Raw genomic sequence first — 26030 nt, 5'->3', positions numbered from 1 at the left:
ATACTGAACAAAGAGAACACACATGGACCATTCCCCTAAGGGCCGCGATATCGCCCCCTTGCACGGCGACGCCGGCACCATCGTCTCGCGCGGCAACGAAGTCACAACGCTGGGTGAGCAGATGGTCTCATCCGCTGCAATGCTCAAAGACATCGCGGATGGAGCATCCGGTCAAAAGGGCCTTGCCGTTGAGAAACTTCAAGAGGTTGTTGGCGATTGCTACGAGGAACTCAAACTGGCGGGTGAGCGCTACAAGCCGACAGGCCCTGTGCTCGTCACGTACGGCAATGTAGTTGCTGAGGTGCAGCCACTTATCAAGACCGCCGTGCAGAACTGCGAAGCAGACTGGAGCACTTACCAGTCCAAGCGCGGCGCTATCTGGGACGCGCAAACGGCTTACTACCCCGGCTCGCCGCTTATCGATGATCCATCAGTTCCTGATCCCGCGGATGCTCGCAAAGAAGCTGTCGCTGACGCTCAAGGGCTCGCTGACTCTGCGTACGGAGACTGGGAGAGCGAAGCTCGAATATTCGATACGCACTACGACACGTGGGAAGCGGCATTCGACAAAGCTGCTGAAGACATCGGCGATGCGACCGAAGGTGGCATCCAGGACTCCAAGTGGGATGACCTCGACGGTTTTGTCGCGGGTGCTCTTGAAGTGCTCAAGTGGGTTGGCCTCGCGCTCGCCGTTCTCGGCGTCATTATCGGTGGCCCGTTCATCGCAGCTCTTGCGGCAATCGTCGCGATTGCGACTTTGTTGCTCACGCTTTACTCGTTCTCGCGTGGCAACTCGAGCGTGCTCGATTTAGTGTTAGCGGTCGTGGGGGTAATACCCTTCGGAAGTTTAGGCAAGCTCTTTAATGGCAACAAGCTCGGCTTTGCTGACGACATGCTCGGTGGCCTCCTCACCTCAGGCGGGCGTGCCAACATCGTCGGAGACTTGCGGGCCATGGGGTCCGGATTCAACGCCGGCTTCGCTTTCGCCTCGGGCGGAAATGTCAGCAAGTTCTTCAGCGGTCTCAACGGCGGTCGCGCAAACTGGATGTCTCGCGCCGGGGATGGCTTCGACAACATAATGTCCCGATTCATGACCGGCAGCTCCGCCGATGCTTTGGCCGACCCCAACTTCATTGGTTCGGCGATCGACGGCATGGACGGCTTGAGCATTTTCAGCGGAACCCTCGTCACACACCTGGGTCGGATCGATCAGATTACGGGGATATCCGGAATGATTGATAGTCCCTCACTGAGCGAGCCTCTGTGGGGAACTCCGACACGATGATCACACCCGTGACTGATAGCGTCGATGTGATGAACGATGGGAAAGGTTCCAATAATGGCGAGTCTTGCAGCTGAACTCCGAGGAGAGACTCTTCCGGAATTCACCATGGTGCTTCCGGCGGGGTGGGTGCGGAATGAGCCGACTGACCGAGTGCGAGACGAAATGCTTGCCGCGGCAAAGAAGCGGCTCATGCAGGCGCACCGCCCCGATCTTTACGGTCAGACGAATGCCCTCGTTAGGAAGCTTTTCTCCGAAATGCGTCGAGTCGAAACAGTGGCTTTTTTTGCACCGGGCGAGAACGCACCCGATGGCGCGCGGCTCCCTGCAACGCTGACGGCATCTGTACGTCGCGGGCAGAACGGTGAGTCACTCGACAACACCATTGCGGGTCTCATTCGTCGCGAAGGCGCCACAGCTCTCGCCGGCGACAAGCGTTTTTTGCGCTGGCAACAGGACTCGGTCGAGAATCTTGAAGGAACTCGTGTGGCGACTACTACCGTCGTCTATCTCACACCTGTGCCCGATACCGGAAGAAAGCGTGCGCTTCAGTTCACGCTCGTCATTACCCATAATCCGGACGAATCGGGAGACGACGAGTTCGTGAAAGGGCTTGGCGATTTGTTCGACGCTCATCTGTCCACCTTCGCTTGGAGCGCCGAATGAAGATTTCGTTGAACGTCGACACGAGTCGATGGTTAGAACTCCCGCGACTCGTCGACGGTTCCGAGGAAGCGCGACAGTGGGAAGAGGCCGTTCTCGCTGATATGAAGGTGGCTTGGCGTGGCGCGCTCGACGCGTCAAGTGAGCCGTTTGTGAGAGAAGCATTACGCAATGGGCTTCGACGGGTTTCTGACGACGACTCCGTCACGCTGCAGTATTGGCCAGATGCTTCGATCGTCAACGCAATCGTGCACGTGTCTGCAGCCCCATTCGCGCCCGACGAGCCGCGGCAGGTAGTTCCCCTTGCGGATATGCCTTTCGTCACCCAGCCTGTCGTGGAAATGTTCGATACCGCACATCTGGGCGATGGTGTTGAGGCCCGTTACCTGACGACAATCGGTGAACAACCGCCGCTGCGCGTTGCTGGCGTAAATTACCTCTTCCAGAACGAATTCGGATACGTCGCGGTCGGGGTAGAACCCACGCTGCCGTCTCTCGTAGGGATTCTGCTCGAGCCACTCAGAGAAGTTGTCCGCGGCATCCAGATCATCGATGACGCCGAGGGCAACTGGCAGCGCGCAAGCGTGGACGAATCGACACTGCCTCATCGCGGAGAAGAGTGGAACCTAGACGCTGGGCGTGAGCCCGAACTGTCGGCCCACGCCGCGCAGTGAGCATAAGCACGTCATCTCTTTGGGCAACGTTGCGGTTGCTGAGTTAGCATTGCCGCTCAGAGTAACCCGGGGGAGGAACTGCGTATGACCGTTGACAACGAGGAGCATTTCATTGCGCCTCCGCCCGGAATTACCCCGCCCGTCGCGGGCAATGAAAAGCCCACGGCCGCGCCAATAGCGACTGAGAATCTCATCGACTTGCCACCGGGCATCGTCGACTCGGGCACGTATCGCATCGCGACACCGCGTAGTCCGAAACCCGAAGGCGTGGACGACGCTCCACGTTTCTTCCCTGTTGCAGCTCCAGGACTCCCGCCCCAAGCCCCAACCGACGAACAACGGGTGGCAGATCCAGAAACACCAGACGTTGCGGGTGCCGCTCCCATCACTGAGCCGACGCCGACCGTTTCTGCTGCCCCTGAGGCCGTTGATGACGCGACCCGAGTCTCCAGTGGCCGCCGGGGGACACCGCAATGGCGACTTACTCTTCCCGACGGCCAAGAAGTCTCTGCACACAACACGATTCTCCTAGGCCGTGATCCCGCCCCTGCGGCAGCGTGGCCAGAAGCCACACTTCTCGCTGTTGATGACGTCGCAAAGTCTGTGTCCAAGACTCATGCTGCTCTCGAACTGACCGCAGGCGGGCAACTTGTCGTGCACGATCTAAATTCGACAAATGGTGTCTTTGTGCAGCACCCGGGATCCGCTGAGATCGTTGTTGAGCCGGGTCATCCCGAGTTGGTCGAGCCAGGAACACTGCTCGGCTTCGGTGAGTTTTCGATCGCTATTCGACGCGATTAGGTGCGTGTGTGGCGCGATGAACGACGGGAAGGAGCACGATGAGTGCGCGAATAATGGTGGCCGAGTTGAAGTCCAGTTCAGAGGTGGACTGGGCGCGACTTGAACGCGCTGCTTTTGCCGAGCATCCGACGATAGTTGAGGAGTCGGGTGGCCGGGCGAGAAACGAGAGCAAGCTCGGTTTTGTCCTCACAATCATCGCCGGAATCCCGCTCGCGCTCATTTATCTCGCCTGCTATACCGCCCCGATCTGGGGTTATGCTGCCGTCTACGATGGAATGATTGCCAGCGCGGCGGCCCCTCCTGACTACGAAACAGCAGTGCCCGTCACCGGTATTTTCTTTATGATCGCTGCTGTCCTACTTGTTGTCAGCACGATCCATTGGCTTGTTACTGGCAGGCGACGCAATGGCTTCTATCAGATTCAAGCCGGCCTCGCCCTTGTCCTCGGCGCAGCGGCCGGGTTCGCCGTGTTCTCAAACGGGATTCGCGAAAACGTCACAGACTGGCAGCTGTGGATCATCCCGGTCATCGTCGCCGCAGGGCTCGGTGCTCTCTTTCTCATCCTTCACCTGCTTGCTTCTCGAGAGAGGAAAACTCAAGCCCTTGAGGGCTCTGAGAGCGTTATCGAGAACAGCCTCAGCCTGCGCGACGTGATGCAGCAGCGAAAGCGTCGTAAGCGAGTCGCTGCACTCTCCGAAGAGCAGCAGCGGCGTATTCGCCATGACCTCACGGCATCATTTGACGATCTCGAGCGACGCGGTCTTATAACTCCGGCACAATCACGGCATGTGCGGGGCATTGAGTTGGGTGCGCTAGCGCTGCGTGCTCCCTCGCCGATCGATTATCCCTGACTCAACCCCACGGCGAAGCGAGCCGACACGGTTTGCCAGCAGAAGTAGACTAGAGAGATTGAGCCGCGCTCTTTGCGGTGCGATCGTTGATTCGAAAGAGGTGCGCTATGGGCAAGACCCTGGCAGAGAAAGTCTGGGATGACCATCTGGTCGTCAAGGGTGCCGATGGCACGCCCGACCTTATCTACATTGACCTTCACCTTGTGCACGAAGTCACGAGCCCTCAAGCCTTCGACGGACTGCGGATGGCCGGCCGCCCGGTTCGCCGCCCCGATCTGACGATCGCGACCGAAGACCACAACACCCCTACGCTGGCCATCCACAAGCCGATTGCCGACCTCACGAGCCGCACCCAAATTCAGACGCTGCGTAACAATGCCGAAGAATTTGGCGTGCGCCTGCACTCGCTCGGCGACATCGAGCAGGGCATCGTGCACGTAGTCGGGCCGCAGCTCGGGCTGACCATGCCCGGAATCACCGTGGTCTGTGGCGACTCACACACCAGCACCCACGGCGCTTTCGGCGCCATGGCCTTCGGAATTGGCACGAGTGAAGTCGAGCACGTTCTCGCCACTCAAACTCTGCCGCTCAAGGCCTTCAAGACGATGGCGATCACCGTCGAGGGCGAACTGCGCCCCGGTGTCACCGCGAAAGACATCATCCTCGCGGTCATCGCGCAGATCGGAACCGGCGGAGGCCAAGGCTACGTTCTCGAATTCCGCGGCAGCGCCATCCGCTCCCTCTCTATGGAGGGTCGCATGACGATCTGCAACATGTCGATCGAAGCAGGCGCTCGCGCCGGCATGATCGCGCCCGACCAGATCACCTACGACTATCTCAAGGGCCGCCCGCACGCCCCCGAGGGTGCTGACTGGGATGCCGCCGTCGAGTACTGGAACACCCTCGCGACCGACGATGATGCCGTCTTCGATGCCGAAGTCTTCCTCGACGCCAACACGCTCGAGCCTTTCGTAACCTGGGGCACCAACCCCGGCCAGGGCGTTTCGCTCAGCGACAACGTTCCCGTTCCCGCCGAGATCGCTGATCCCACCGAGCGCGCCTCCGCGGAGCGAGCGCTGGAGTACATGGCACTCGATGCCGGAATGCCGATGAAGGACATCCAAGTAGATGCCGTCTTCATGGGATCGTGCACCAACAGCCGTATCGAAGACCTCCGGGCCTTCACTTCCATCATCCAGGGCCGCAAGAAGGCCGAGAACGTGCGCGTCATGGTTGTACCCGGCTCCGCGCGCGTTCGCCTTGAGGCAGAAGCCGAAGGCCTCGACAAGATCGTCGAAGAGTTCGGTGCCGAATGGCGATTCGCGGGTTGCTCGATGTGCCTCGGCATGAACCCCGACCAGCTCGCTCCGGGGGAGCGTTGCGCCTCCACCAGTAACCGCAACTTCGAAGGTCGCCAAGGCAAGGGAGGGCGCACCCATCTGGTGTCGCCGCTCGTTGCCGCAGCCACCGCCATCCGCGGAACGCTCTCAAGCCCGTGGGATCTCGAAAACAGCCCACTGCCCGAGCAGATGGCGCTCGCCGCTACGACCGCTGAGGAGTCACGCTAATGGACAAGATCACGACCATCAGCGGAATCGCTGTTCCGCTCAAGCGCAGCAACGTCGACACCGACCAGATCATCCCCGCCGAGTTTCTCAAGCGGGTCACGAAGACCGGGTTCGACGACGCGCTCTTCTTCGGTTGGCGTCAAGACCCCGACTTCATCCTGAACCGCGAGCCCTACAGCCACGGCAAGATCCTGATCGCTGGCTCTGACTTCGGCACGGGCTCCAGCCGTGAGCACGCCGTCTGGGCACTTCGCGACTTTGGCTTCCAAGCCGTGCTGAGTTCACGCTTCGGCGACATCTTCCGAGGCAACTCGGGAAAGCAAGGGTTGTTGGCCGCGCAGCTCTCTGAGGCAGACATCGAGTCGCTCTGGGCCCTCGTCGAGGCTGACCCTGAACTTGAAGTGAGCGTTGACCTTGAATCCCGCACTGTAACAGCGGGGTCCGCACAGTTCACATTCGAGATTGATGATTACACTAGGTGGCGTTTGCTCGAAGGCCTCGATGACATCGGCCTCACCCTGAGAAACGAAACAGACATCACGGAGTTTGAAAGCCGCCGCGAATCATGGCGACCCAAGACTTTGCCAGCGAAGTAGAGGTAACGATGAATCCATTGGCTCAAGACGCAACAGCGGCGGCCAAGCGATCCGGTCTGCATTCCAACCAAATCGTCATTAATGGTGGAAAGCCTCTTCGTGGACGCATCAACGTTCGCGGTGCAAAGAACCTTGCTACGAAAGCAATGGTGGCGGCGCTTCTCGCTGACACCCCCAGCGTTCTGCGAGACGTTCCGGCCATTAGCGACGTCGGCGTCGTTACCGGGATGCTTGAGGCCTACGGCGTTACGGTCACCGCGACCGGCGACGGCGAACTCACCCTCGACCCCAAGAACGTACTCAAGGCGCACTTCGCCAAGATCGATGCCCTTGCTGGCTCGAGCCGCATCCCGATCCTTTTCTGTGGACCGCTGTTGCACCGCCTCGGCGAAGCGCTGATCCCCGACCTCGGTGGTTGCCGCATCGGCGACCGCCCCATCGACTTCCACTTGGATGCTTTGCGTGCCTTCGGCGCTGTCGTCGACAAGAGCTATGAGGGCATTCGCCTCACGGCTCCCGGCGGCCTCCACGGCGCGAACATCGACCTGCCGTACCCGAGTGTGGGCGCGACCGAGCAAGTACTGCTCACGGCGGTTCTCGCCCAGGGCGTTACCGAGCTCAAGGGTGCAGCAATCGAGCCCGAGATCATGGATCTCATCGCTATCTTGCAAAAGATGGGTGCGATCATCAACGTCGAGCCCAGCCGCGTCATCTTCATCGAGGGCGTCGAAAAGCTCAGCGGTTACAACCACCGCGCACTCTTCGACCGCAACGAGGCCGCGAGCTGGGCATCCGCTGCTCTGGCCACCGGCGGAGACATCTTCGTTGAGGGCGCCATGCAGCAAGAGCTCATGACCTTCTTGAACATCTTCCGCAAGGTGGGCGGCGCCTTTGATATTGCTGAAGACGGCATCCGCTTCTGGCACCCCGGTGGAGCACTCAAGCCCGTCGTTATTGAGACCGACGTACATCCTGGCTTCATGACGGACTGGCAGCAGCCGCTTATCGTTGCGCTCACTCAGGCTGAAGGGCGTTCCGTCGTACACGAGACGGTGTACGAGAACCGTTTGGGCTTCACAGAGGCGCTCGTCGAGATGGGCGCGAATATCGAGGTATTCGAAGAGGGAATCGAGTCGGTTAGCCGCCGCGTTCCTCGCCGTCCTCTCGAGCAGGCAGCGGTCATCATCGGCCCGACAGCGTTGCACGGTGCGGATGTTGAGATCCCCGACCTGCGCGGTGGCTTCAGCCACCTCATTGCAGCGTTGACCGCTGATGGTCAGTCGACAGTCAGCAACATCGGGATCATTGCGCGCGGCTACGAACACTTCATTGACAAGCTCGAGTCGCTGGGCGCTGACTTCGTCTACGAGGGATAGCCGCCGGTGACGTCGAGCTCACCACGGCCGAAGCGTGCAAAATCGGAGAAAACGATTGCCTTTCGGGTGCTCGCGTTTCTCCTCCTCCCGGTCATGACTCTCTTGGCCAGGTACAAACTTCACGACACACACCACGTTCCTGCCGAGGGAGCGTTCGTCATGTCACCCAACCACTACAGCAACATCGATCCCGTGGTAATCGGTGTCGGCATGTGGAAAATTGGGCGGATGCCTCGCTACATGGCCAAGGCGTCGTTGTTCAAGGTGCCCGTGGTCGGCTGGCTACTCACTAAATCGGGGCAGGTGCCCGTCGAGCGTGTGTCTCGAGGTCGCCAGAGCGGCGACCCTATGAAGGCTGCTCGCCAAATCGCAGACCAAGGCCTCGCCGTGATCATTTACCCAGAGGGATCGCTCACGCGGGAGCCCGACATGTGGCCGATGCGCGGCAAATATGGCGCGGTGCGTACTGCGCTTGAAGCGGGTATTCCGCTGATCCCCGCGGCAAGCTGGGGTGCGCACGAAATTCTGCCCCGATATTCCAAACGTATTAGTGTTTTTCCCCGCAAGACAATTCACATCCGTTTTGGTGAACCCGTCGACCTCTCCGAGTACGCGGGTAAGCATGTGGATTCGCGTGTGCTCGCTGAGGCAACGGAGAAACTCATGACTGCCATCACGTCGCTGCTCGAAGAATTGCGACAAGAGAGCGCCCCCGCCGTGCGCTACAACCCCGCCGAGCATGGTCAAAGCGAGACCGGCCGATTCGAGAGTAAGTAACGTGATCAACGACAACGCCGAAACGCCCGAAACTCCCCGCCGCGTCGCCGTTCTCGGCGCCGGCTCCTGGGGAACCACGTTCTCCAAGATTCTCGCTGACGGCGGCAACGACGTTGCGCTGTGGGCACGTCGCCCCGAACTGGCTCGCGAAATCTCGCAGTCCAAACGCAACAGCGACTACCTCCCCGGCATCAACCTGCCACGCTCGCTCTGGGCCAGCGACAAGCTGCATGAAGTTTTGGATGGCGCCGAGCAGGTCTACCTCTCTGTGCCGGCTCAGTCGCTCCGCGAGAACCTGCGCATCGTTCGCGAGCTCATTCCAGAAGACGCGATTATCGTCTCGCTAATGAAGGGTGTCGAAAAGGGCACCGGAGCGCGAATGAGTGAAGTGATTCTGCAGGAACTGGGCGTCGATCCCAACCGGGTTGCCGTGGCATCCGGCCCCAACTTGGCTCTCGAAATCGCTAAGGAGCAGCCGACCGCTGCCGTCATGAGCAGTGCGAGCCTCGAAACAGCAACCGCCGTTGCCGTCACCGCACGCAACCGCTACTTCCGTTCCTTCGTGAACACCGATGTCATCGGTACCGAGTTCGGCGGAGTGCTCAAGAACCTCATCGCTGTCGCCATCGGAATCGTGGATGGTGTCGGCTATGGCGAGAACACCAAGGCCTCGATCATCACGCGCGGCCTTGCCGAAATGACAGACTTCTCGGTCGCCTTTGGCGCTCGCGCCGAGACTCTGGCTGGCTTGGCCGGTCTCGGCGACCTCATCGCGACGTGCGAGTCATCGCTCTCGCGTAACAACACCGCCGGCCGCCTGCTGGGTCAGGGCTACAGCTTCTCTGAAGTCATCAAGCAGATGAACCAGACAGCGGAAGGCCTCTCCTCGGTAGCGCCGATTCTCGAGCTCGCGCTCTCGAAGGGCGTAGACATGCCGATCGCTAGCCAGGTGGCCGAAGTCTTGGCAGGCACGCTCGCCCCGCGGGATATAGCGCCGCACCTCACCACTGACGACCTTCCTCAAGGGGAGTAAACGATGACGACTCAGCCCACACCAACCGCGAGTGGTCCTGTGACAGTGGTGCTGCTGTTTGGCGGTCGTTCTTCGGAACACAGCATCAGCTGCGCGACCGCCGGGGGAGTTCTCTCCGCGATTGATCGTGACAAGTACACCGTCATCCCCGTCGGCATCACTCGGGACGGCGCATTTACGCTTCAGCCCGATCACGCCGAGACTTTCATGCTCAACCCCGAGGCGATGCCCGAGGTCGTCGACAACGGCACGCGCGTACGCTGGCCCGACTCGGCTGCTTCCCGCGAAATGACCGTGATGGAGGCCGACGGCAGCGTTCGCAGCCTCGGTGACGTCGGCATCGTGTTCCCCATCTTGCACGGACCCTTCGGCGAAGACGGCACAGTTCAGGGGCTCATCGAGCTGTCGGGACTGCCCTACGTTGGCAACGGCGTACTCGCCTCTGCCATGGGCATGAACAAACACTTCACGAAGCTCGCGCTCGAGGCCGCCGGTGTTGCCGTTGCGCCGTGGGTGACCGTGTCGGCGCTCGACTGGCAGCGCACTCCGAATGTGTGGCGCAAGCGCGCATCCAGCCTCGGGTTCCCTGTCTTCGTGAAGCCCGCGCGCGCTGGTTCCTCAGTGGGCGTGACTAAGGTTTCCAGCCCCGAAGAACTCGATGCTGCCTTCGTTGCCGCCTTTGCGGAAGACTCCACCGCCCTCGTCGAACAAGCGATGACCGGTCGCGAGATCGAGTGCGGAGTGCTTTCGGGCCGCGATGGCGGTGAGACACGGGTGAGCCTCGCGGGCGAGATCGTGGTCACCGGCCGCGACTTTTATGACTTTGAAGCGAAGTATCTCGATGTGGCCGCCGCAGAACTTATTTGCCCCGCGCCGTTGCGCGATGGCGAACTCTGGCAGATGCAGCGCACCGCTGCCCGCGCTTTCGAATCGATCGGCGGGGCAGGGCTTGCCCGCGTTGATTTCTTCTTCGACGGCTCTGAGTTTGTGGTGAACGAGATCAACACCCTGCCGGGCTTCACGCCGATTTCTATGTTCCCCAAGTGTTGGGCAGCGAGCGGAATGAGTTACCCCGAGCTGATCAACGAACTCATAGAACTTGGGCTCGAAACCGTTCGCTAACTCGCGTTAGCGGAGATGTTCGATCCCCGCAGGCTGCGCGCCACGTCGCGGCTGTCGTGTCTAACGGGCTACTCGGGCGACTGTGTCTCGCTCGGCGCAGGAGTGTCTGAGAGAGCGACGCAGAACCGGTCGGCGGGAATCTGGCTTACCGCTCCCGCGACTTCACTGAGCGCCTCGAAACCAGAGACCTCGTCGCCGTCAATATCGGGGTCGCCATCGCTGTCGACGATCACTTGAACCGCGGGATCGCGACCGTACGACGTGAAGACATAGTTGGGGGCGTCGCTATCGTCGCGCAGCCAATCGATGCCGTCTTCGGGGGCGGTGACGCACGCAAGCTCCGCAGTGGGATCGGGAACCGCGACACCGCAGCGCAGCAGGATGGTGGCCGGCTCGCCCCACGCGCCGGTGCCCTGAGCGTTGGTCTCGCGCTTGTCGAGCCCCGCGACAGTGTCGGGCAACCGCACAATGACGTCGGCGCACGACGGGTTACCCGCGTCATCGCCGGGCTCGAGCGGCACGATCGCCGCGCATCCGCCCAGCGTCGCCAGCAAAGGAACCATCGCGAGCAGGGCGATCAGGGGGGTGCGGGTCGTCGTTCTCATCGCCTTCAGGCTACCGTGAGTTCATGACGATTGACCGCGAGAGCGAGACCCCTGACACTCTCGGTGGCGTTGGTGAACTTGCTGCCCTGAAGCGCATTTTTCCCCGCCTGCCTTCTGCCGCAGCCGAGCTCATTGGCCCCGGCGACGATTCTGCCGTGTTGGCGACGCCTGACAAGCGCGTCGTGATTACAACGGACATGATGATCCATGGCCCCGATTTTCGGATGGCGTGGTCGAGCCCGTACGACCTCGGCTGGAAAGCCGCGGCCACGAACCTCTCAGATGTCGCTGCGATGGGGGCGGTGCCCACCGGTCTGGTCGTTGCGATTGCTGCCCCGAACGACACCCCCGTCTCGTCGCTTGAAGCGATTGCCGACGGACTGCGCGAAGGCTGCGAGTCGCTCGCACCCGGCAGCGGAGTCATTGGTGGCGACCTTTCGGTGTCGACCGTGCTCACGATTGTCATCACCGCTTTCGGCGACCTTGAGGGACGCGCTCCCGTGCTGCGCTCGGGGGCCCGCGTCGGCGATGTGATCGCTGTTTCCGGCACGCTGGGTCTCGCGGCTGAAGGACTGCGATTGCTGTTCACCGAGGGTGTCGTCGACGGGGAACCGGATGCTGCCGCCGCCGCCGCACTCGCGACCCAGCATCCCGACGCCATGGCCGCCCAACTCAGGCCAGCGCCTCCCATCGCGGACGGCAAAGCCGCCGCGCTCGGGGGAGCCACTTCGATGCTCGACCTCAGTGATGGGCTCGCGATTGATGCGCGCCGCATTGCGACGGCTAGCGGAGTGGGTCTCGACCTGTCATCCGAAGCGGTGGGTGGTCGAGTGCAACTCGATGGTGGCGAAGATCACTCGCTGTTGGCGACGTTCCCCGAGGGGGCAACGTTGCCGGCAGGTTTTCGGGCGATCGGCCGCGTGGTCGAGGGGGAAGGGCTTCTCGTCGATGGTGTCGCGTACACCGAGCGTGGTGGCTGGGACCCGTATGCCGGGTGGGATGGCGCGGCGGGGTAGCGCTCGTTCGAATTAGGCCTCGCTGGGCTGAACCCAGTACAGCGTGGTGTCGCCGTAGTCTTTGCGGCGGTCGAGTTCGAGACCGGCGGGCCACTCTGGTTCGGGGTCGCGTGAACTGCGTTCGACGATCACGAGGGCGTCAGGGCTCAGTTGCGGTGCGAGCAATGCGAGAGCAACGTCGAGTTCGGCATTGCCGAGTTCGTACGGCGGGTCGATAAAGACGAGATCCCACTGATCGCCGGATGTGTCCAAAAAGGTGTGCACGGCGCGGGCGGCGGTGAGAATGATTGGCTTTGAACCGCGCGGAGCCTTCGCGGCGATGAGCGTGGCGTTCTTGCGGCACGTGTCGGCGGCGCGCGGATTCTTCTCCACCAGGGTCACGTGCGGTGCTCCGCGGGAGGCGGATTCGAGACCCAGGGCTCCCGAACCGGCATAGAGGTCGAGCACGCGGGCGCCGTCGATGGCGTCGCGAGCCTCAAGCGCGGAGAAGATCGCTTCGCGCAGGCGGTCGCTCGTGGGGCGCGTGCCCGCGCTGGGAACGGCAATCGTAAGGGAGCCGGCGTATCCGGCGATTATGCGTGTCATGGCCTTTCGAGCCTAGCCGTCTGAAGAACGCCAGTGGTCGCGGGTACTCTTCTAGAGTGACCTCGCCCCTTGACCAAAAGCTCAGCGCTGTGCTGGGCGGGCGCACTGCTACTTCCATGCAGCGTGGCCTTGGTTTGCTCACGGTTGGCGACCTCATGACGCACTATCCGCGACGGTATGCGCGGCGCGGTGAGCTCACCGCTCTGGCCGAATTGCCACTGGATGAGGCGGTCACGATCGTGGCAGAAGTGCGCGAGGTGCGTAATCGCCCCATGCGCAACAAGCGCGGTTCGATTCTTGAGGTGTCGATCAGCGATGGCACGGGCATCCTGACCCTCACGTTCTTCAATCAGGCGTGGCGGGCCAACGAGCTCCTTCCGGGCGTTCGCGGAATCTTTGCCGGCAAGGTCGGCCAATACCGTGGCACGCGTCAACTGGCGCACCCCGATTACGAACTTTTCGACCGCGATGCTCTTGAGCTGAAGAAGCCCGAGCAGGCTAAGGGGTGGGCGGAGCAGCCGATCCCTATTTACCCCGCGACTTCCACTGTCGCGAGTTGGCAGATTCAGAAAGCGGTCGAGGTTGTGCTCGATACGCTTGGCCCGCTCGAAGACCCGGTTCCGGATGCCGTGCGCCGCGAACGCGAACTACTGCGATATTCGCAGGCGCTTGAGCTCGTGCACCGCCCCAAGGTCGACTCCGATTGGCGCAGCGCTCGCGATGCCTTGCGCTTTCAAGAAGCTTTCGTGCTGCAGTCCGCTCTCTTGCAGCAGCGCCAGAAGCAGCGTGAGTCTGAGGCGATTGCGCGCACGGCTGGCTCCCTGCTCGAGGGTTTCGATGCTGCGTTGCCGTTTACGCTCACGGGCGACCAGCAGTCCGTCGGCGAGCAGATCTTCCATGACCTTGCCGAGCCTGTGCCGATGAATCGCCTGGTGCAGGGTGAAGTGGGTTCCGGTAAGACGCTCGTCGCGCTGCGTGCGATGTTGGCTGTTGCGCAATCCGGTGGCCAGTCGGCGTTGCTGGCGCCCACCGAAGTGCTCGCTCATCAACACTTTCGGTCGATCGTGCGAACGCTGGGTCCCGATCTCGCGGCCGAATTGCGCCCGACCCTCATCACCGGCCAATTGCCCACGGCAGAGCGCAAGAAGGCCCTGCTGGCGACCGTTTCGGGTGCTTCGCGCATCGTCATCGGTACGCACGCACTCTTGGGCGATGCGGTCAGCTTCGTCGATCTCGGTCTCGTCGTCGTCGATGAGCAGCACCGCTTCGGTGTCGACCAGCGCGAGGCTCTGCGGCTCAAAGGCGCCAAGCCGCCCCACGTTCTTGTCCTCACCGCAACGCCGATTCCGCGCACCGTCGCAATGACGGTCTTCGGCGACCTCGACATTTCATCCATCGCCGAGTTGCCCGCCGGTCGCCAACCGATCAGCAGTCACGTTGTGCCGCTGGCCGAGAAGCCCGGCTGGGTATCGCGTGTGTGGCAGCGGCTGGCCGAAGAACTGGCCATCGGCCGGCAGGGCTTCGTCGTGTGCCCCGCGATTGATGCCAAGACAGAAGAACCCGGCAGTGAGCCCGCCCCGAAAACAACCGACGATCCGGATGCCGGACCGCCGCGACCCATCGCCAATGTCACTGAGGTGCTGGCGTCGCTGCGCAGCAACGAGGTTCTCGCGGGTAAGCGGATCGAGGCGCTGCACGGCAAGCTCTCGAGCGACGAGAAAGACGAGCTCATGCGCTCGTTTGCTGCCGGCGATATCGACGTTCTGGTCGCGACGACCGTGATCGAGGTAGGCGTCGACGTGCCCAACGCTTCAGTCATGGTCGTGCTCGATGCTGACCGTTTCGGGGTTTCTCAATTGCACCAGCTTCGCGGTCGTGTCGGCCGTGGCGGCGTCCCCGGACTGTGCCTGTTCGTGACAGCAGCCGAGGGGGAGTCGTTGGCTCGCGAGCGGGTCGAGGCTGTGGCATCCACTCTCGATGGTTTCGAACTCGCGAACAAAGACTTGGAACTGCGTCGTGAAGGCGATGTGCTCGGCGGAGTGCAGTCGGGCGGGCGTTCGAGCCTCAAGCTGCTGCGCGTGGCCAACGACGGGCAACTCATCACGGAGGCTCGCGAGGCGGCGCAGAGCGTTCTCGTTGCCGACCCGAGTCTTGCCGAGCATCCGGCGCTCGCCGATGCATTGAAGCGTCGCCTTGATGAGAGTGCCGAAGCCTTCTTGGGTAAGAACTAGCTCACCGAAAGCGAACTCCGGTAAAACAAGTTCCCCGCACAGCGAACTCCCACGTAGGCGAACGGGCTCAGCCACTATCGTTGAAGCATGAGTCGGATCGCTGTCGTTCCCGGGTCCTTTGACCCTGTCACCCTGGGCCACCTGGACGTGATTGAGCGGGCAGCAAAAACCTTTGACGAAGTGCACGTTCTTGTCGTGCACAACCCCGGCAAGACGGCGCTCTTGCCGATTGCGCAGCGCGTTTCGCTGCTGGAGCAGGCCGTGGCGGATGCTCGGTTCGCCGGCAACATCCGCGTCACCAGCTGGAGTATGGGCTTGCTCGTGGACTACTGCACCGAGGTTGGTGCAAGTGTCATCGTGAAGGGCATCCGGTCTCAAGTGGATGTCGCCTACGAAACACCTATGGCGATCGTCAACCGAGACCTCGCGGCTGTCGAGACCATCTTCATGCTGCCGAATCCTGCGCACGCGCACGTCTCCAGCTCGCTCGTTCGCCAGGTTGCGGCGCTCGGCGGAGATGTTGCGCCGTATGTTCCTCGGGTGGTTTCTGAGTTTTTGCAAGCGCCGCGCGACTAACACCGGCACAATGGGTCTATGACTCTCACTCTCGGATACAAAGCGTCAGCCGAACAATTTGCCCCGCGTGAACTCGTAGAGATTGCGGTGGCGGCCGAAGCTCACGGCATGGAGAGTGTTGCGGTCAGCGACCACTTCCAGCCGTGGCGTCACGAGGGTGGTCATGCGCCGTTCTCGCTGAGCTGGATGGCAGCGGTCGGTGAGCGCACGAGCACGATCCGTATCGGCACGAGCGTGATGACTCCGACCTTCCGTTACAACCCCGCCGTGCTCGCTCAGGCCTTCGCCACGATGGGGTGCCTGTACCCGGGGCGCATCATGCTCGGGGTGGGAACCGGCGAGGCACTCAACGAGATCGCCACCGGATTCCGCGGTGCCGGTGAGCAAGATTGGCCCGAATTCAAGGAGCGCTTCGCTCGCTTGCGTGAATCGGTTCGCCTCATGCGCGAACTGTGGACCTCAGACCGCGTGTCGTTCGAGGGGGAGTACTACTCCACTCACGGCGCGAGCATCTATGACCGCCCCGACCAGCCCATCCCGATCTACATCGCCGCCGGTGGCCCCATGGTGGCACGCTACGCCGGCCGTGCCGGTGATGGCTTCATCTGCACGTCGGGCAAGGGCATGGAGCTCTACAACGACGCGCTGATCCCCGGCGTGAAAGAGGGCGCAGCGAAGGTTGACCGCAAATTCGAAGACATCGACCGGATGATCGAGATCAAACTCTCGTACGACACCGACGCTGACGTTGCTCTCGAGAACACCCGTTTCTGGGCGCCGCTCGCGCTCTCCAAGGAGCAAAAGCACGACATCACCGACCCGATCGAAATGGAACGTGCCGCTGACGCTCTACCGATCGAACAAATTGCGTCGCGGTGGATCGTGGGCAACGACCCCGACAAGATCGTCGAAGAGATCCGTCCCTATGTGGATGCCGGCCTCAACCACCTCGTATTCCACGCGCCCGGCGGAGACCAGCGCCGCTTCCTCGAACTCTTCGAGCGCGACATTGCTCCTCGATTGCGGGCACTGTAGGCCTAGAGCGCGAGACGCGCACACGGGTTAACTGACGATGGGCGGATGCGTGAAGCATCCGCCCATCGTTGCTGTGTCGGCGATCAACGCCGACTACTGCATGCCGTCTAGCTCGTGACAGCGACCTTCTCGGTCGATCGAGCCTGGTTCATGGAGTTGGTGCTGACCTCAATTTTGCGAGGTTTTGCCTTCTCCGACACCGGGATGATCACGCTGAGCACACCGTTGTCGTAGCTGGCGCTGATGTTGTCGCGGTCGATGCCCGCACCGATGCTGAACTGGCGAAGGTAGGATCCGTAGCGGCGCTCCTGCGAGAGCCATTTGGCTCCTTCGCGCTCGCCAGCGGTGCGCTCGGCGCGAATCGTGAGGAGCTGACCGTCAACGTCAACGTCAACAGAGCCGGGATCGACGCCCGGAAGGTCGGCGGTGAGAACGTACTCGTCAGCCTGGCGGTAGAGATCCACGGGCATGGGCTGGGTGCCGACGCGGGACTGGGCAGCTGCGGAGAGCCTGTCGAGTTCGGCAAAAGGATCAAATGACAGTGTCATGGGAAACCCCTTTCTCAAAGTTGAGTCACCGTGACTCAACAATCAAAAATTAGCACTCTCACCCCGAGAGTGCCAAGTCATTTTTCTCAAAGTTCGCTGACAACGAAACGACCGCCGCCGGAGAGCTCCGGCGACGGTCGAATGCGTGGTTCTCATCGGATGATGAGCCGCGGATAGTTCTGTTCAGTGCGAGCACGGGCCAGAGCCACACGCTCGCGGCGGAGCTGGTGTTGAGCCCGTAGTTCAGCCGACGCGAGCAGTCGAGCGCGGCGCGGCCGGCGGCTCCACGTGATGAGAGCGACGCCGAGATGCAGAGCAAGACGGTCGATGACTCCCACGCGACGTACTGCCGCGGGGCGCGGCTCGTCGACGGGACGAGGTTCGGGCGGATGGTCACGGCGGTCTTTCGGAGCCGCCAGAGTTGCGTTCATGAGGTGTCTTTCGTGAGAAAAGTGGATGCGGAAGGCGCGCAAAAATGCGCTGTTTCAGGTGGCGACCCAACGGCATCCCACAGTGATCGCGAGTCGCTGAAGAAGGGAAGATCATCAAGAGGCGAAAGCACCCGCGAAAGGGGTGCAGACTCGTCAGCCGTCGCAGTCTCGCGATGATCGAGTTGGGTCGAGTGCTCCGTGAGCGCCGCCACCGTCAGAACCGGTGAGCGGAGAACGCTAACCGGTTAGGCGGTGAGGGTGCCGACGGAGCCGGCGGTCGTGGGGTTCTTCGTAAAAGTGAAAATAAACACGCAAGGCTCCTTTCAATAGTTGGCGTTTGCTTAGTGTAGGGCGGGCAGTCGCTGACGACAAGACCTAATTTAGGTGCGATGCAAAGCCGTGATGATGGCGTTCGAGAGCTCAGTCGGTTTCGTGAACTGCGGCCAGTGCCCGGTGGGGAGGTCCACGAGTTCGAGGTCGGTGAGCTGAGCGAGTTCGGTCGCGAAGGATGCACCCTCGCTCATCCACTCTCGCACCTGGTCGGCGGGAAACTCGCAACAGATCACGGTGGCGGGCACGCTGAAGCGCGCCGGGGTAGAGAGCGATTGCGGGGTGGTTGCGATCAGTGCCGGCTGGGGGACCGCAATTTCTTGAAACCACGTGCGCAGTTCGTCGGTCAGGTCAACGAGGTCTTCATCATCGAAGAGGCTCCAGTCAGGCAGTGGGATCTCACCGTCAACGGTCGGTAGTTCAGCGTTGATTGGCATGCCGTTCGGCAACGGCACGGTGTCGACGTGCACGATTCTGGCCAAGCACGTGGGCCGGGCATCCGCGACCGCGTGGGCAATGGGGCCTCCGCCGCTGTGGGCAACGAGGGCAATGCGGGGCGTCGGTCGTTCGTCTTCGTCTTCCCCTCCGTTCTCGCTGCCATCAGCCTCGACATGAGTGAGGGCGTCAACCACCGCGACCACCGCCGCGATGTGGTCAGCCAGCGTTACCGTCGCGCGGTTGGTGTCACGGCGTCGCAGGCCAGGAAGGGTGAGCGGATGCGCGGTGTGGCCAGCATCTCGTAGTGCGCGGGTTACCGGAGCCCAGGAGTCTCCGTCGAGCCAGAATCCGGGGATGAGAATGACGTGCATCGGCGGGCTAGCGTAGCTGGTCGATCAGGACGTGGTCGATCGGGCGCTCGAGGCTTCGTTGCTTGTGGAGCTCGAAAGACGCAGCACGGTATTTCACGGTGAGACTGACAGAAAACGCGCCGAGCTTCATGCTGACTCCTCATTGAGTAGACCGCCATTATCCGCCCGCGAGCGTGCCAACTCAACGGTTGCGCGAATGATGAGCCCACTTGGGGCACCATAACCGCCACAATAGACGGATGCCCGTGACTGTTGCTGCACCCCATATCGGCTATGCCGCCATGCTCGAACGGTTTCATCCGCGCGAGGTGATGGGCTTTGCGCAGCATGCAGAAACGCGGGGCTTTCGCGGGGTCATGGCCGCCGATCACTATCAGCCGTGGGTGCCACAGCAGGGGCAAGCATCGTTCGTGTGGAACGTGCTGAGCGGTCTCGGCGAAACCACAATGGGCGATCTCGGTACGGGAGTCACGGCGCCGACGTTCCGGTGGCATCCCGCAATGGTCGCCCAGGCCTCCGCCACCCTTGCCGCCATGAACCCGGGCCGTCACTGGTTAGGGCTCGGCAGTGGCGAAGCGATCAATGAACATATCGTTGGTCAGTATTGGCCCGAAGCCCCAGAACGCATCAACCGGATGTTCGAAGCCGTCGAGATCATCAAAAAGCTCTTCGCCTCGGGGCTCGCGAATAAAGACGTTCGCCACGAAGGCCAGTTCTACCGCCTCGAATCGACGCGACTCTGGACGATGCCCGAAGTCGCCCCCGAAATCTTGGTCGCGACAGCCGGCCCGGTCGCTGCGAAGCGCGCCGGAAAGACCGTCGACGGCCTCATCACCGAAGCGGCACCGCTCGAGAAGATCGACATGTTGCTGGGGCGCTTCGCCGAAGGTGCCCGCGAGGCAGGGCGCAGCAGGGAAAGCCAGAGTCGCGTGCTGCGGCTGCACTTGAGTTGGGCCGAAACAGATGAGCAGGCCATGCGCAACGCGCTCACCGAATGGCCGAACGGTGGACTGCGGTTCGCTAAAAACGACATCCGCTCGCCGTTCGAGCTTGAACAGCTTGCCCGCATGGTGCGACCAGAAGACTTCGAGGGGCGGATGCCCGTGAGCGCCGATCCCGACGTGCACCGTGCCTACATCCAGAGCTACCTCGACGCCGGGTTCGATCGCATCTACCTGCACAACGTCGGTCGCAATCAGCGGGAATTCTTAGATGTCTTCGGCCGCGACGTGCTTCCCGTGCTGCGCAAGTAAGAGCGCGCGCGAATAATGCCTCACACTAGAAGCGTGAGAATGAGCGCATGGGCCGTGCCCGGCATCCCCGAAATTGTGTCCGGAGACGATCTCGTTGAGGTGATCGCGGGCGCTCTAGTGGCAGAGTCTGGCGATGTTAATGCGGGCGGACTGCTCGATGGTGACATCCTCACCGTGACCTCCAAGATTGTGAGCAAGGCCGAGGGCCGCTCGGTCGAAGCGGCAGATCGCGAACAAGCGATCACCGACGAAACCGTGCGCATCGTCGCGTCGCGTGAGCACCCCAATGGCGTGACGCGCATCGTTGAGAACCGACTCGGTCTCGTGATGGCAGCGGCCGGTGTTGATTCCAGCAATACTCCCGACGGCATCGTTCTGCTCTTGCCGCTCGACCCCGACGCGACCGCGCGCACGCTGTGTGCTGGCCTGCGGCAGCGGTTCGGCGTGACTATCGGCCTCGTGATTACCGACACCGTGGGGCGGCCGTGGCGCAAGGGGCAGGCCGACATCGCAATCGGCGCCGCCGGCATCCACGTGCTTGATGACCTGCGAGGAACCGCGGATGCGTCGGGCCGCCCGCTCGCCGTGAGCGTTACGGCACTCGCCGACGAGGTTGCTGCCGCGACCGATTTGGTCAAGGGCAAGGCTGGGGGATTGCCCGTTGCGGTGCTGCGCGGACTCGGCCGCCACGTCGCTGACCTCGATGCTCCCGGCGCCCGGTCCCTTGTGCGCAGCGGCCCCGAAGACATGTTCAGCTTGGGCACGAAAGAGGCGTGGATGGCAGGCTTCGATGAAGCTCATGACGAGAGCGCGCTCAAAGAGGAATAATGCTCGACTGCCGGTGAATTTACGCTTACGATATTCGGATGGGGCTCCTCGTTTCGTTCGCGTATTTCGCGCTACTGATTTCTGTACTGATCGACGTCATCCTGATCGATGAGTCTCGGATCAAGAATTTGGGCAAGATCACGTGGTTGTTTATCGTGATCATCATGCCGTTTATCGGCAGTATTTTGTGGTTCGCGGTTGGTCGCGAGTACAACTCGGCTGCACCGACTTTCTCGTCGTTTGGCGCACCCGAGCGCCGTGCAGACCTCGCGACGACCAACATCAGCTCGACAGAAGCCGAGATCGCCAAGCTCGACGCCGAGATCGAATATTTTGAGCGCCAACAGAAGATTCGGGCTCTCGAAGAACGCCTCCGCGACCGCAAACAATTGCCGTAGTGCAAGACGGGTGTAAGACTCACTCCATGGATGTCCCTAGCTCCGGGTCTCTGCCCGATGATGTGTTCCACGACCGCTGTGATGCGATTATTCGCAGTGTTTCAACGGTGATCGACGGCAAAACTGAGGCAGTGCGACTGGCGCTCACGGTGCTTCTTGCCGAGGGGCATTTGCTCATCGAAGACGTCCCGGGCGTCGGCAAGACGATGTTGGCGCGTGCACTGGCCCGCACGGTCGACAGCACGGTCTCTCGCGTGCAATTCACTCCCGATTTGCTGCCCGCCGACATCACTGGTGTCTCGGTCTACAACCAGAACACCCGCGAGTTCGAGTTCAAGAAGGGCCCCGTTTTCGCGAACATCCTCATCGGCGATGAGATCAACCGTGCGAGCCCTAAGACCCAGTCGGCGCTTCTCGAGTGCATGGCTGAGTCAAGTGTGACCGTCGACGGCACCACCTACGAGCTCGAGACACCGTTCATCGTGGTCGCGACGCAGAACCCCATCGAGATGGAAGGCACCTACCCGCTGCCCGAAGCCCAGCGCGACCGTTTTATGGCGCGCATTTCGATGGGCTACCCGGATGCCGCCGCCGAGCTCGAGATGCTGCGTTCGCGTGAGCTGTCGAGTCCGCTCGATGCGCTCACTCCCGTCGTCTCCGTCGAGCAGTTGCGCGAGCTCATCGCGACGGTGCGCCGTGTCTTCGTGAGCACGGCGGTTGAAGAGTATGCGGTGGCGATTGCGCAGGCGACGCGGCGTGACCCCGAAGTGCGGTTGGGAGCGAGTCCGCGAGCCACGCTTCACCTGGTCCGGGCCGCGAAGGCACGCGCTGCGATCGATGGCCGAGACTTCGTCTTGCCCGATGACATCGACGCGCTTGCTGTGACGGTGCTGGCACACCGGATGATTCCGGCGCGGCATTCGGCTCAGGCATCCACTGTTCTCACAAGGCATTCGATCGCCGATGTGATCGAGCGCATCGTCGCGGAAACACCGGTTCCGGTGACCGCTGCGGCGTCCTAGTCGACCCTGATGCCTCGCCTGCGTCCGTTCCGAGCTCTGTCCGTTGCGCTGCGCGTGGTGCGGCTCACCAACCGCGGCAGCGCCTTCATGGTGCTCGGCGGGGTGGGGCTTGTAGCAGGCTACACGGCGGGTATGCCGATTCTGTTATATGCCGGATGCTTCGCCCTGGCCTTGCCGCTGATGGCGGGGGTGCTCGTGCGTTCTCGAGAATCCTCTCTGGCCGTCGCGCGTCAATTCGCGTTCCCTGTCGTGGAGGCAGGCATCACTAGTCGGGTCACGCTGCGAGTCGATAATTATGCGCGCACGGGTCTTCGCGGGGTGCACTGGGCTGATGGTCTGCCGTGGCAGCCGTGGGCGACAGCAAGCGGCTGGTTGCCGCCGCTGTCAGCTCGAGTGGGCGGGCTCAACCAGCGCAGTGCCGCACAACTCACTTACTCTCTTACTCCGCGCGATCGTGGCATCTTTGAGATCGGCCCGCTCTTGCTGCAGAGCATTGACCCGCTGGCGTTGGCTAATGGCACCTGGAGTGTCGGTGGTGTCACTGAACTGACCGTCACGCCGCGAGTCGTCACGTTGGCCCAGTCGGCATTGCTCGCTCAGTCGGGCGACGGTGATGCTCGGGTGCTTCAGCGACGGTCGGCCGGTGACGACGACGACGCGATGACGCGGGAGTACCGCCGCGGCGATGCGATGCGCCGGGTGCACTGGCGAGCATCCGCCCGCCACGGCAGCCTCATGGTGCGCCAAGAGGAGCAGCACAGTTACCCCGAGGCCCGCATCATCGTGGATACCCGCCTGGCGGGATACCCGGATGCTGGCCGCAGCGAATCCGTGCGCCTCTCGAGCGGTGCGATCACCGCTGCCGCTCGCAGCCCGCGTTTCGAATGGATCGTCAGTATGCTCGCCTCTGCCGCCGTTCAACTCAAGCGCGAAGGCTTTCTCGTCGAGGTCATCGAAACGGGTCCCTCCCAGTTGGCGGAGGCGTCGATCGTGCACCGAAGGGCTGCTGAGGAACAAGAGTTCTTGACCCGTCTTGCTACGTTCGGACCAGTCGAAAGCGCGCCGGGCTGGTGGGGTGAACCGGTGCCGAGCACGAGTGCGGGAGGCCCCGTGCTGGCGCTCGTCGCGCATCCTGAGCCTGAAACGGTGGCGTACTTGCAACGTCAGGCGCTTGCCAGCGTCCTTGCTGTGGCGTTTGTGGTGGAGTCGTCGTCGAGCTTCGGAGATTTCGCGCGCACGGGTGACCCGGCGCGGCAGCCTGTTGCTGATGAACTGCGCGATGCCGGGTGGAAGGTCATTGCGGTGCAGTCGTTCGATGATGTTGCCGAGGCGTGGACGCTGTTCGTTGCGGAGTCGAGGGCACACCGTGACAACAACTGAGGCGAGCCGCACTCGTAGTTTGCGCGCTCACGAACGACGCGTGCGCATCTGGTCGTTGAGCGGCACTCTCGCTCTGGCGCTCGGTGTTGCGGCGAGCAGTCTGGGCGAAGTGCTCACCGAGGGCGCGTGGTGGTTCCCGTACATCGGCGTCGTAATCGTGGTGCTTGTCGTCGCTGCCGTGGCTCACACGCTCATTGCGCGCGCCTGGATCGGATCGCTCGTGGGGGCCGCGGCTGGCCTCGCGACCCTCACCCTGCTCTTTGCGCCCGCTACCGCAATCGTGGGCATCATCCCCACCCTCGACACGTTCGATCGCTTTAGCGCGCTGATTGCGCAAGGTCAGTCGTCAATGGAAAGTCAGCGGTTTCCTGCGGATGCCGACACCGGCATCGTCTTCCTGATTTGCCTCGGTGCGGTGGGGCTCGCCGTCGCGATGGATGCCATTGCCTTCGTGCTGCGGAGACCAGCGCTGACGGCGCTTCCCCTGCTCATCATGCTCGCAGTTCCCGCTTTTGTGCGCAGCGAGCTGCACGACGCGTTCGGCTTCGCGGTGACGGCTCTCGCCTACGCCGGCATCCTGCTCGTCGCGGGGGAGCGAACGACGGTGCGTGCCGCATGGCCGGTAGTGGCAAGCGCGCTCGTGCTGGCGCTGATTGTTCCCGTGCTCTTGCCGAGCGTTGAACCGGGAGAGTCATCGTCGAGTGCGACGGGCCTGATCTCTACCGGTGTCAACCCGATCCTCAACCTGAGCAATGATCTTCGGCGTGACTCTGCGCTGCTCGCACTGACCTACTTCTCTGACGAGGGTGACGAGTACCTCAGAGTGGCTGCGCTCGATGAGTTCAGCGACGAAACGTGGAGTCCCTCCGAACGTGAGCTCGACGACGCAAACACCGTTGACGAGTTCGCTCCCGCCCAGGGGCTCTCTGATGAGGTGCCTCGAACCGAGAACGTCATGCAGATTCAGATCCAGCGGCTGCGGGGAAAGCTGCTGCCGGTACCGTACGCCGCCACCAGCATTACGGATGCCGGACGCGGGTGGCTGTGGGAGCCCGAGGGCCTAACGGTGGCCAGTTCGTTCGCGAACTCCAAAGACGCGAACTACGAAGTGTCGTACATCACGCCAGCGCCTACGATCGAGCAGTTGGAAGCGGCACCGACCGAATTGCCGGCGGGATTTGAAAAGTATCTGGCGCTGCCGGAGTCGTTGCCCGCTGTCGTGGCCGAAACTGCTCAACAAGTGGCGGGGGCCGAAGCGACGCGCTTCGACCAGGTCTTAGCCCTTCAAAAATTCTTCCGCAACGGCGATTTCACGTACTCCGAAGAGGCACCCGTCACCGACGACTACGACGGCTCGGGCGCCGAAGTACTCGGCGAATTCCTCTCCGCCCAGAGCGGCTACTGCGTGCACTTCGCCTCGGCAATGGCGGCCATGGCGCGCAGCCTCGACATTCCCGCCCGCGTGGTGGTCGGCTTCACTCCGGGTCAGCGTCAGGTGAACTCAGAGACGGATGAGGTGCGCTACGCCGTCACGACCGACAACCTGCATTCGTGGCCGGAGCTTTACTTCCCGACCGTCGGTTGGGTGCGTTTCGAGCCGACAACCTCAGTCGGCAGTACGCCGCGGTTCGCGCAAAGCGTGAACGACGATCCGAGCACTCCAGATGTCGACGAGTCGAAGCCTGAACCCACCGCCACTCCCACCGCGAACGCAACACCGGGAGCTCGCCCCGACGTGCCGCGTGACGACATCCCCGACAACTCGACCCCGGGCGAGACTCAGATTTCACCGTGGTGGTTGCTGCTGCTGGCCATTCCGCTCTTGCTGGCGATTCCCGCTCTCGTGCGGGCCGTTCGTCGCGGTCTGCGACTACGTGCGGTGGGTCGCGGAAACGTGGCTCTGGCGTGGCGAGAGATCTGCGACAGTGCCGCCGACCTCGGGGTGGCCGTCTCCCGCAACGCCACTCCGCGCCAACAGCACGAGCAGCTCGCAGCTCAGCTCGGCCTCGTCACCTCCGGCGCCGATTCGTCGAGCTCGTCGAGCTCGGCGCCTTCTGCTCTGGCCGCCGTGCTGGCCGCCGTGGAGGCATCCGCATTCAGTCCGCACCCGCAACCCGTGCGCCGAGAAGCCGTGACCAGCGTGCTGGCTTCGCTGCGGTCATCCGCCGGCTGGAAGGCCCGGATCGCGGCGACTCTCGCGCCTCGCACGGCATTCGACCGCTAGCGAGCTCGAGCGCCGC

27 protein-coding genes are annotated in these 26030 nt (G+C 62.3%); 21 read left to right on the top strand and 6 right to left on the bottom strand.

Annotated elements, in window-relative coordinates; all coding sequences use genetic code 11:
• Positions 1-22 precede the first annotated feature (22 nt).
• The 11 genes from ACWTV1_RS03685 to ACWTV1_RS03635 all read left to right on the top strand — a co-directional run bounded on the left by ACWTV1_RS03685 (position 23) and on the right by ACWTV1_RS03635 (position 10743).
• Positions 23-1285 (top strand): hypothetical protein, encoded by a 1263-nt coding sequence (locus ACWTV1_RS03685; RefSeq protein WP_498504165.1) that lies wholly within the window; start codon positions 23-25, stop codon positions 1283-1285.
• A gap of 54 nt (positions 1286-1339) precedes the next feature.
• Positions 1340-1948 (top strand): hypothetical protein, encoded by a 609-nt coding sequence (locus tag ACWTV1_RS03680; protein ID WP_498504164.1) that lies wholly within the window; start codon positions 1340-1342, stop codon positions 1946-1948.
• Complete coding sequence (locus tag ACWTV1_RS03675; protein ID WP_498504163.1) at positions 1945-2619, top strand: hypothetical protein; 675 nt, start codon at positions 1945-1947, stop codon at positions 2617-2619. Before ACWTV1_RS03680 ends, ACWTV1_RS03675 begins: the two co-directional genes overlap by 4 nt.
• A gap of 84 nt (positions 2620-2703) precedes the next feature.
• Positions 2704-3420 (top strand): FHA domain-containing protein, encoded by a 717-nt coding sequence (locus tag ACWTV1_RS03670; protein ID WP_498504162.1) that lies wholly within the window; start codon positions 2704-2706, stop codon positions 3418-3420.
• Positions 3421-3458: 38 nt separating this feature from the next.
• Positions 3459-4271, top strand: coding sequence for a hypothetical protein (locus ACWTV1_RS03665; RefSeq protein WP_498504161.1), 813 nt, complete (start codon positions 3459-3461; stop codon positions 4269-4271).
• 107 nt (positions 4272-4378) lie between these two features.
• A complete protein-coding gene (gene leuC / locus ACWTV1_RS03660; protein ID WP_341619530.1) occupies positions 4379-5839 on the top strand; it encodes a 3-isopropylmalate dehydratase large subunit in 1461 nt (486 codons plus the stop codon).
• On the top strand, positions 5839-6435 hold the full coding sequence (leuD, locus tag ACWTV1_RS03655; RefSeq protein ID WP_100388553.1) for a 3-isopropylmalate dehydratase small subunit: 597 nt from the start codon (positions 5839-5841) through the stop codon (positions 6433-6435). Before leuC ends, leuD begins: the two co-directional genes overlap by 1 nt.
• Before the next feature lie 8 nt (positions 6436-6443).
• A complete protein-coding gene (gene murA / locus ACWTV1_RS03650; RefSeq protein WP_498505025.1) occupies positions 6444-7811 on the top strand; it encodes a UDP-N-acetylglucosamine 1-carboxyvinyltransferase in 1368 nt (455 codons plus the stop codon).
• Between the two features lie 93 nt (positions 7812-7904).
• Positions 7905-8588, top strand: a complete 684-nt coding sequence (locus ACWTV1_RS03645) for a lysophospholipid acyltransferase family protein (RefSeq protein ID WP_498505024.1) — start codon at positions 7905-7907, stop codon at positions 8586-8588.
• 1 nt (position 8589) lies between these two features.
• On the top strand, positions 8590-9621 hold the full coding sequence (locus ACWTV1_RS03640) for an NAD(P)H-dependent glycerol-3-phosphate dehydrogenase (protein WP_229820307.1): 1032 nt from the start codon (positions 8590-8592) through the stop codon (positions 9619-9621).
• Between the two features lie 3 nt (positions 9622-9624).
• Positions 9625-10743, top strand: coding sequence for a D-alanine--D-alanine ligase family protein (locus ACWTV1_RS03635; protein ID WP_498504160.1), 1119 nt, complete (start codon positions 9625-9627; stop codon positions 10741-10743).
• A gap of 68 nt (positions 10744-10811) precedes the next feature.
• Here ACWTV1_RS03635 and ACWTV1_RS03630 read toward each other — a convergent pair whose 3' ends face one another.
• Positions 10812-11348 carry a DUF3515 family protein gene (locus tag ACWTV1_RS03630; RefSeq protein WP_498504159.1) on the bottom strand — a complete coding sequence of 179 codons (537 nt, stop codon included), beginning with the start codon at positions 11346-11348 and terminating at the stop codon, positions 10812-10814.
• A gap of 23 nt (positions 11349-11371) precedes the next feature.
• Here ACWTV1_RS03630 and thiL point away from each other — a divergent pair, with 23 nt between their 5' ends.
• Complete coding sequence (thiL, locus tag ACWTV1_RS03625; RefSeq protein WP_498504158.1) at positions 11372-12364, top strand: thiamine-phosphate kinase; 993 nt, start codon at positions 11372-11374, stop codon at positions 12362-12364.
• Positions 12365-12376: 12 nt separating this feature from the next.
• On the opposite strand, the gene rsmD is transcribed toward thiL, so the two are convergent.
• Positions 12377-12949, bottom strand: a complete 573-nt coding sequence (gene rsmD / locus ACWTV1_RS03620) for a 16S rRNA (guanine(966)-N(2))-methyltransferase RsmD (protein ID WP_498504157.1) — start codon at positions 12947-12949, stop codon at positions 12377-12379.
• A gap of 116 nt (positions 12950-13065) precedes the next feature.
• On the opposite strand from rsmD, the gene ACWTV1_RS03615 reads away from it, so the two are divergent.
• From ACWTV1_RS03615 to fgd, 3 genes are all read left to right on the top strand, one after another.
• Positions 13066-15180 carry an ATP-dependent DNA helicase RecG gene (locus ACWTV1_RS03615; RefSeq protein WP_498505023.1) on the top strand — a complete coding sequence of 705 codons (2115 nt, stop codon included), beginning with the start codon at positions 13066-13068 and terminating at the stop codon, positions 15178-15180.
• A gap of 87 nt (positions 15181-15267) precedes the next feature.
• Positions 15268-15756 carry a pantetheine-phosphate adenylyltransferase gene (gene coaD, locus ACWTV1_RS03610; protein ID WP_100388560.1) on the top strand — a complete coding sequence of 163 codons (489 nt, stop codon included), beginning with the start codon at positions 15268-15270 and terminating at the stop codon, positions 15754-15756.
• A gap of 18 nt (positions 15757-15774) precedes the next feature.
• Positions 15775-16791 carry a glucose-6-phosphate dehydrogenase (coenzyme-F420) gene (fgd, locus tag ACWTV1_RS03605; RefSeq protein WP_498504156.1) on the top strand — a complete coding sequence of 339 codons (1017 nt, stop codon included), beginning with the start codon at positions 15775-15777 and terminating at the stop codon, positions 16789-16791.
• A 107-nt stretch (positions 16792-16898) separates the two neighbouring features.
• Here the strand turns inward: fgd and ACWTV1_RS03600 are convergent, their stop codons facing one another.
• The 4 genes from ACWTV1_RS03600 to ACWTV1_RS03585 form a co-directional block, all read right to left on the bottom strand.
• A complete protein-coding gene (locus ACWTV1_RS03600) occupies positions 16899-17339 on the bottom strand; it encodes an Hsp20/alpha crystallin family protein (RefSeq protein ID WP_498504155.1) in 441 nt (146 codons plus the stop codon).
• Between the two features lie 152 nt (positions 17340-17491).
• The gene (locus ACWTV1_RS03595; RefSeq protein ID WP_498504154.1) at positions 17492-17770 is read right to left on the bottom strand and encodes a hypothetical protein; all 279 of its coding nucleotides are present in this window, start codon (positions 17768-17770) and stop codon (positions 17492-17494) included.
• Positions 17771-18150: 380 nt separating this feature from the next.
• Complete coding sequence (locus ACWTV1_RS03590) at positions 18151-18909, bottom strand: alpha/beta fold hydrolase (RefSeq protein ID WP_498504153.1); 759 nt, start codon at positions 18907-18909, stop codon at positions 18151-18153.
• 7 nt (positions 18910-18916) lie between these two features.
• Positions 18917-19039: a hypothetical protein gene (locus ACWTV1_RS03585; RefSeq protein ID WP_498504152.1), complete on the bottom strand. Its 123-nt coding sequence runs from the start codon at positions 19037-19039 to the stop codon at positions 18917-18919.
• 109 nt (positions 19040-19148) lie between these two features.
• Here ACWTV1_RS03585 and ACWTV1_RS03580 point away from each other — a divergent pair, with 109 nt between their 5' ends.
• From ACWTV1_RS03580 to ACWTV1_RS03555, 6 genes are read left to right on the top strand one after another with little or no spacing between them, the layout of a single operon-like run.
• A complete protein-coding gene (locus ACWTV1_RS03580) occupies positions 19149-20162 on the top strand; it encodes a TIGR03557 family F420-dependent LLM class oxidoreductase (protein WP_498504151.1) in 1014 nt (337 codons plus the stop codon).
• A 39-nt stretch (positions 20163-20201) separates the two neighbouring features.
• Positions 20202-20990 (top strand): coenzyme F420-0:L-glutamate ligase, encoded by a 789-nt coding sequence (cofE, locus tag ACWTV1_RS03575; protein ID WP_498504150.1) that lies wholly within the window; start codon positions 20202-20204, stop codon positions 20988-20990.
• A gap of 38 nt (positions 20991-21028) precedes the next feature.
• A complete protein-coding gene (locus tag ACWTV1_RS03570; RefSeq protein WP_341619545.1) occupies positions 21029-21388 on the top strand; it encodes a PLDc N-terminal domain-containing protein in 360 nt (119 codons plus the stop codon).
• Positions 21389-21414: 26 nt separating this feature from the next.
• A complete protein-coding gene (locus ACWTV1_RS03565) occupies positions 21415-22410 on the top strand; it encodes an AAA family ATPase (RefSeq protein ID WP_498504149.1) in 996 nt (331 codons plus the stop codon).
• 9 nt (positions 22411-22419) lie between these two features.
• A complete protein-coding gene (locus ACWTV1_RS03560; RefSeq protein ID WP_498504148.1) occupies positions 22420-23790 on the top strand; it encodes a DUF58 domain-containing protein in 1371 nt (456 codons plus the stop codon).
• Positions 23777-26014 carry a transglutaminase TgpA family protein gene (locus ACWTV1_RS03555; RefSeq protein ID WP_498504147.1) on the top strand — a complete coding sequence of 746 codons (2238 nt, stop codon included), beginning with the start codon at positions 23777-23779 and terminating at the stop codon, positions 26012-26014. The genes ACWTV1_RS03560 and ACWTV1_RS03555 overlap by 14 nt, the downstream gene beginning before the upstream one ends.
• The last annotated feature ends 16 nt before the right edge of the window (positions 26015-26030 follow it).

The sequence above is a fragment of the Salinibacterium sp. VpJ6 genome, assembly GCF_059767345.1.
The sequence above is the reverse complement of the archived record's forward strand: the minus strand, read 5'-3'. Positions and strand labels throughout refer to the sequence as shown.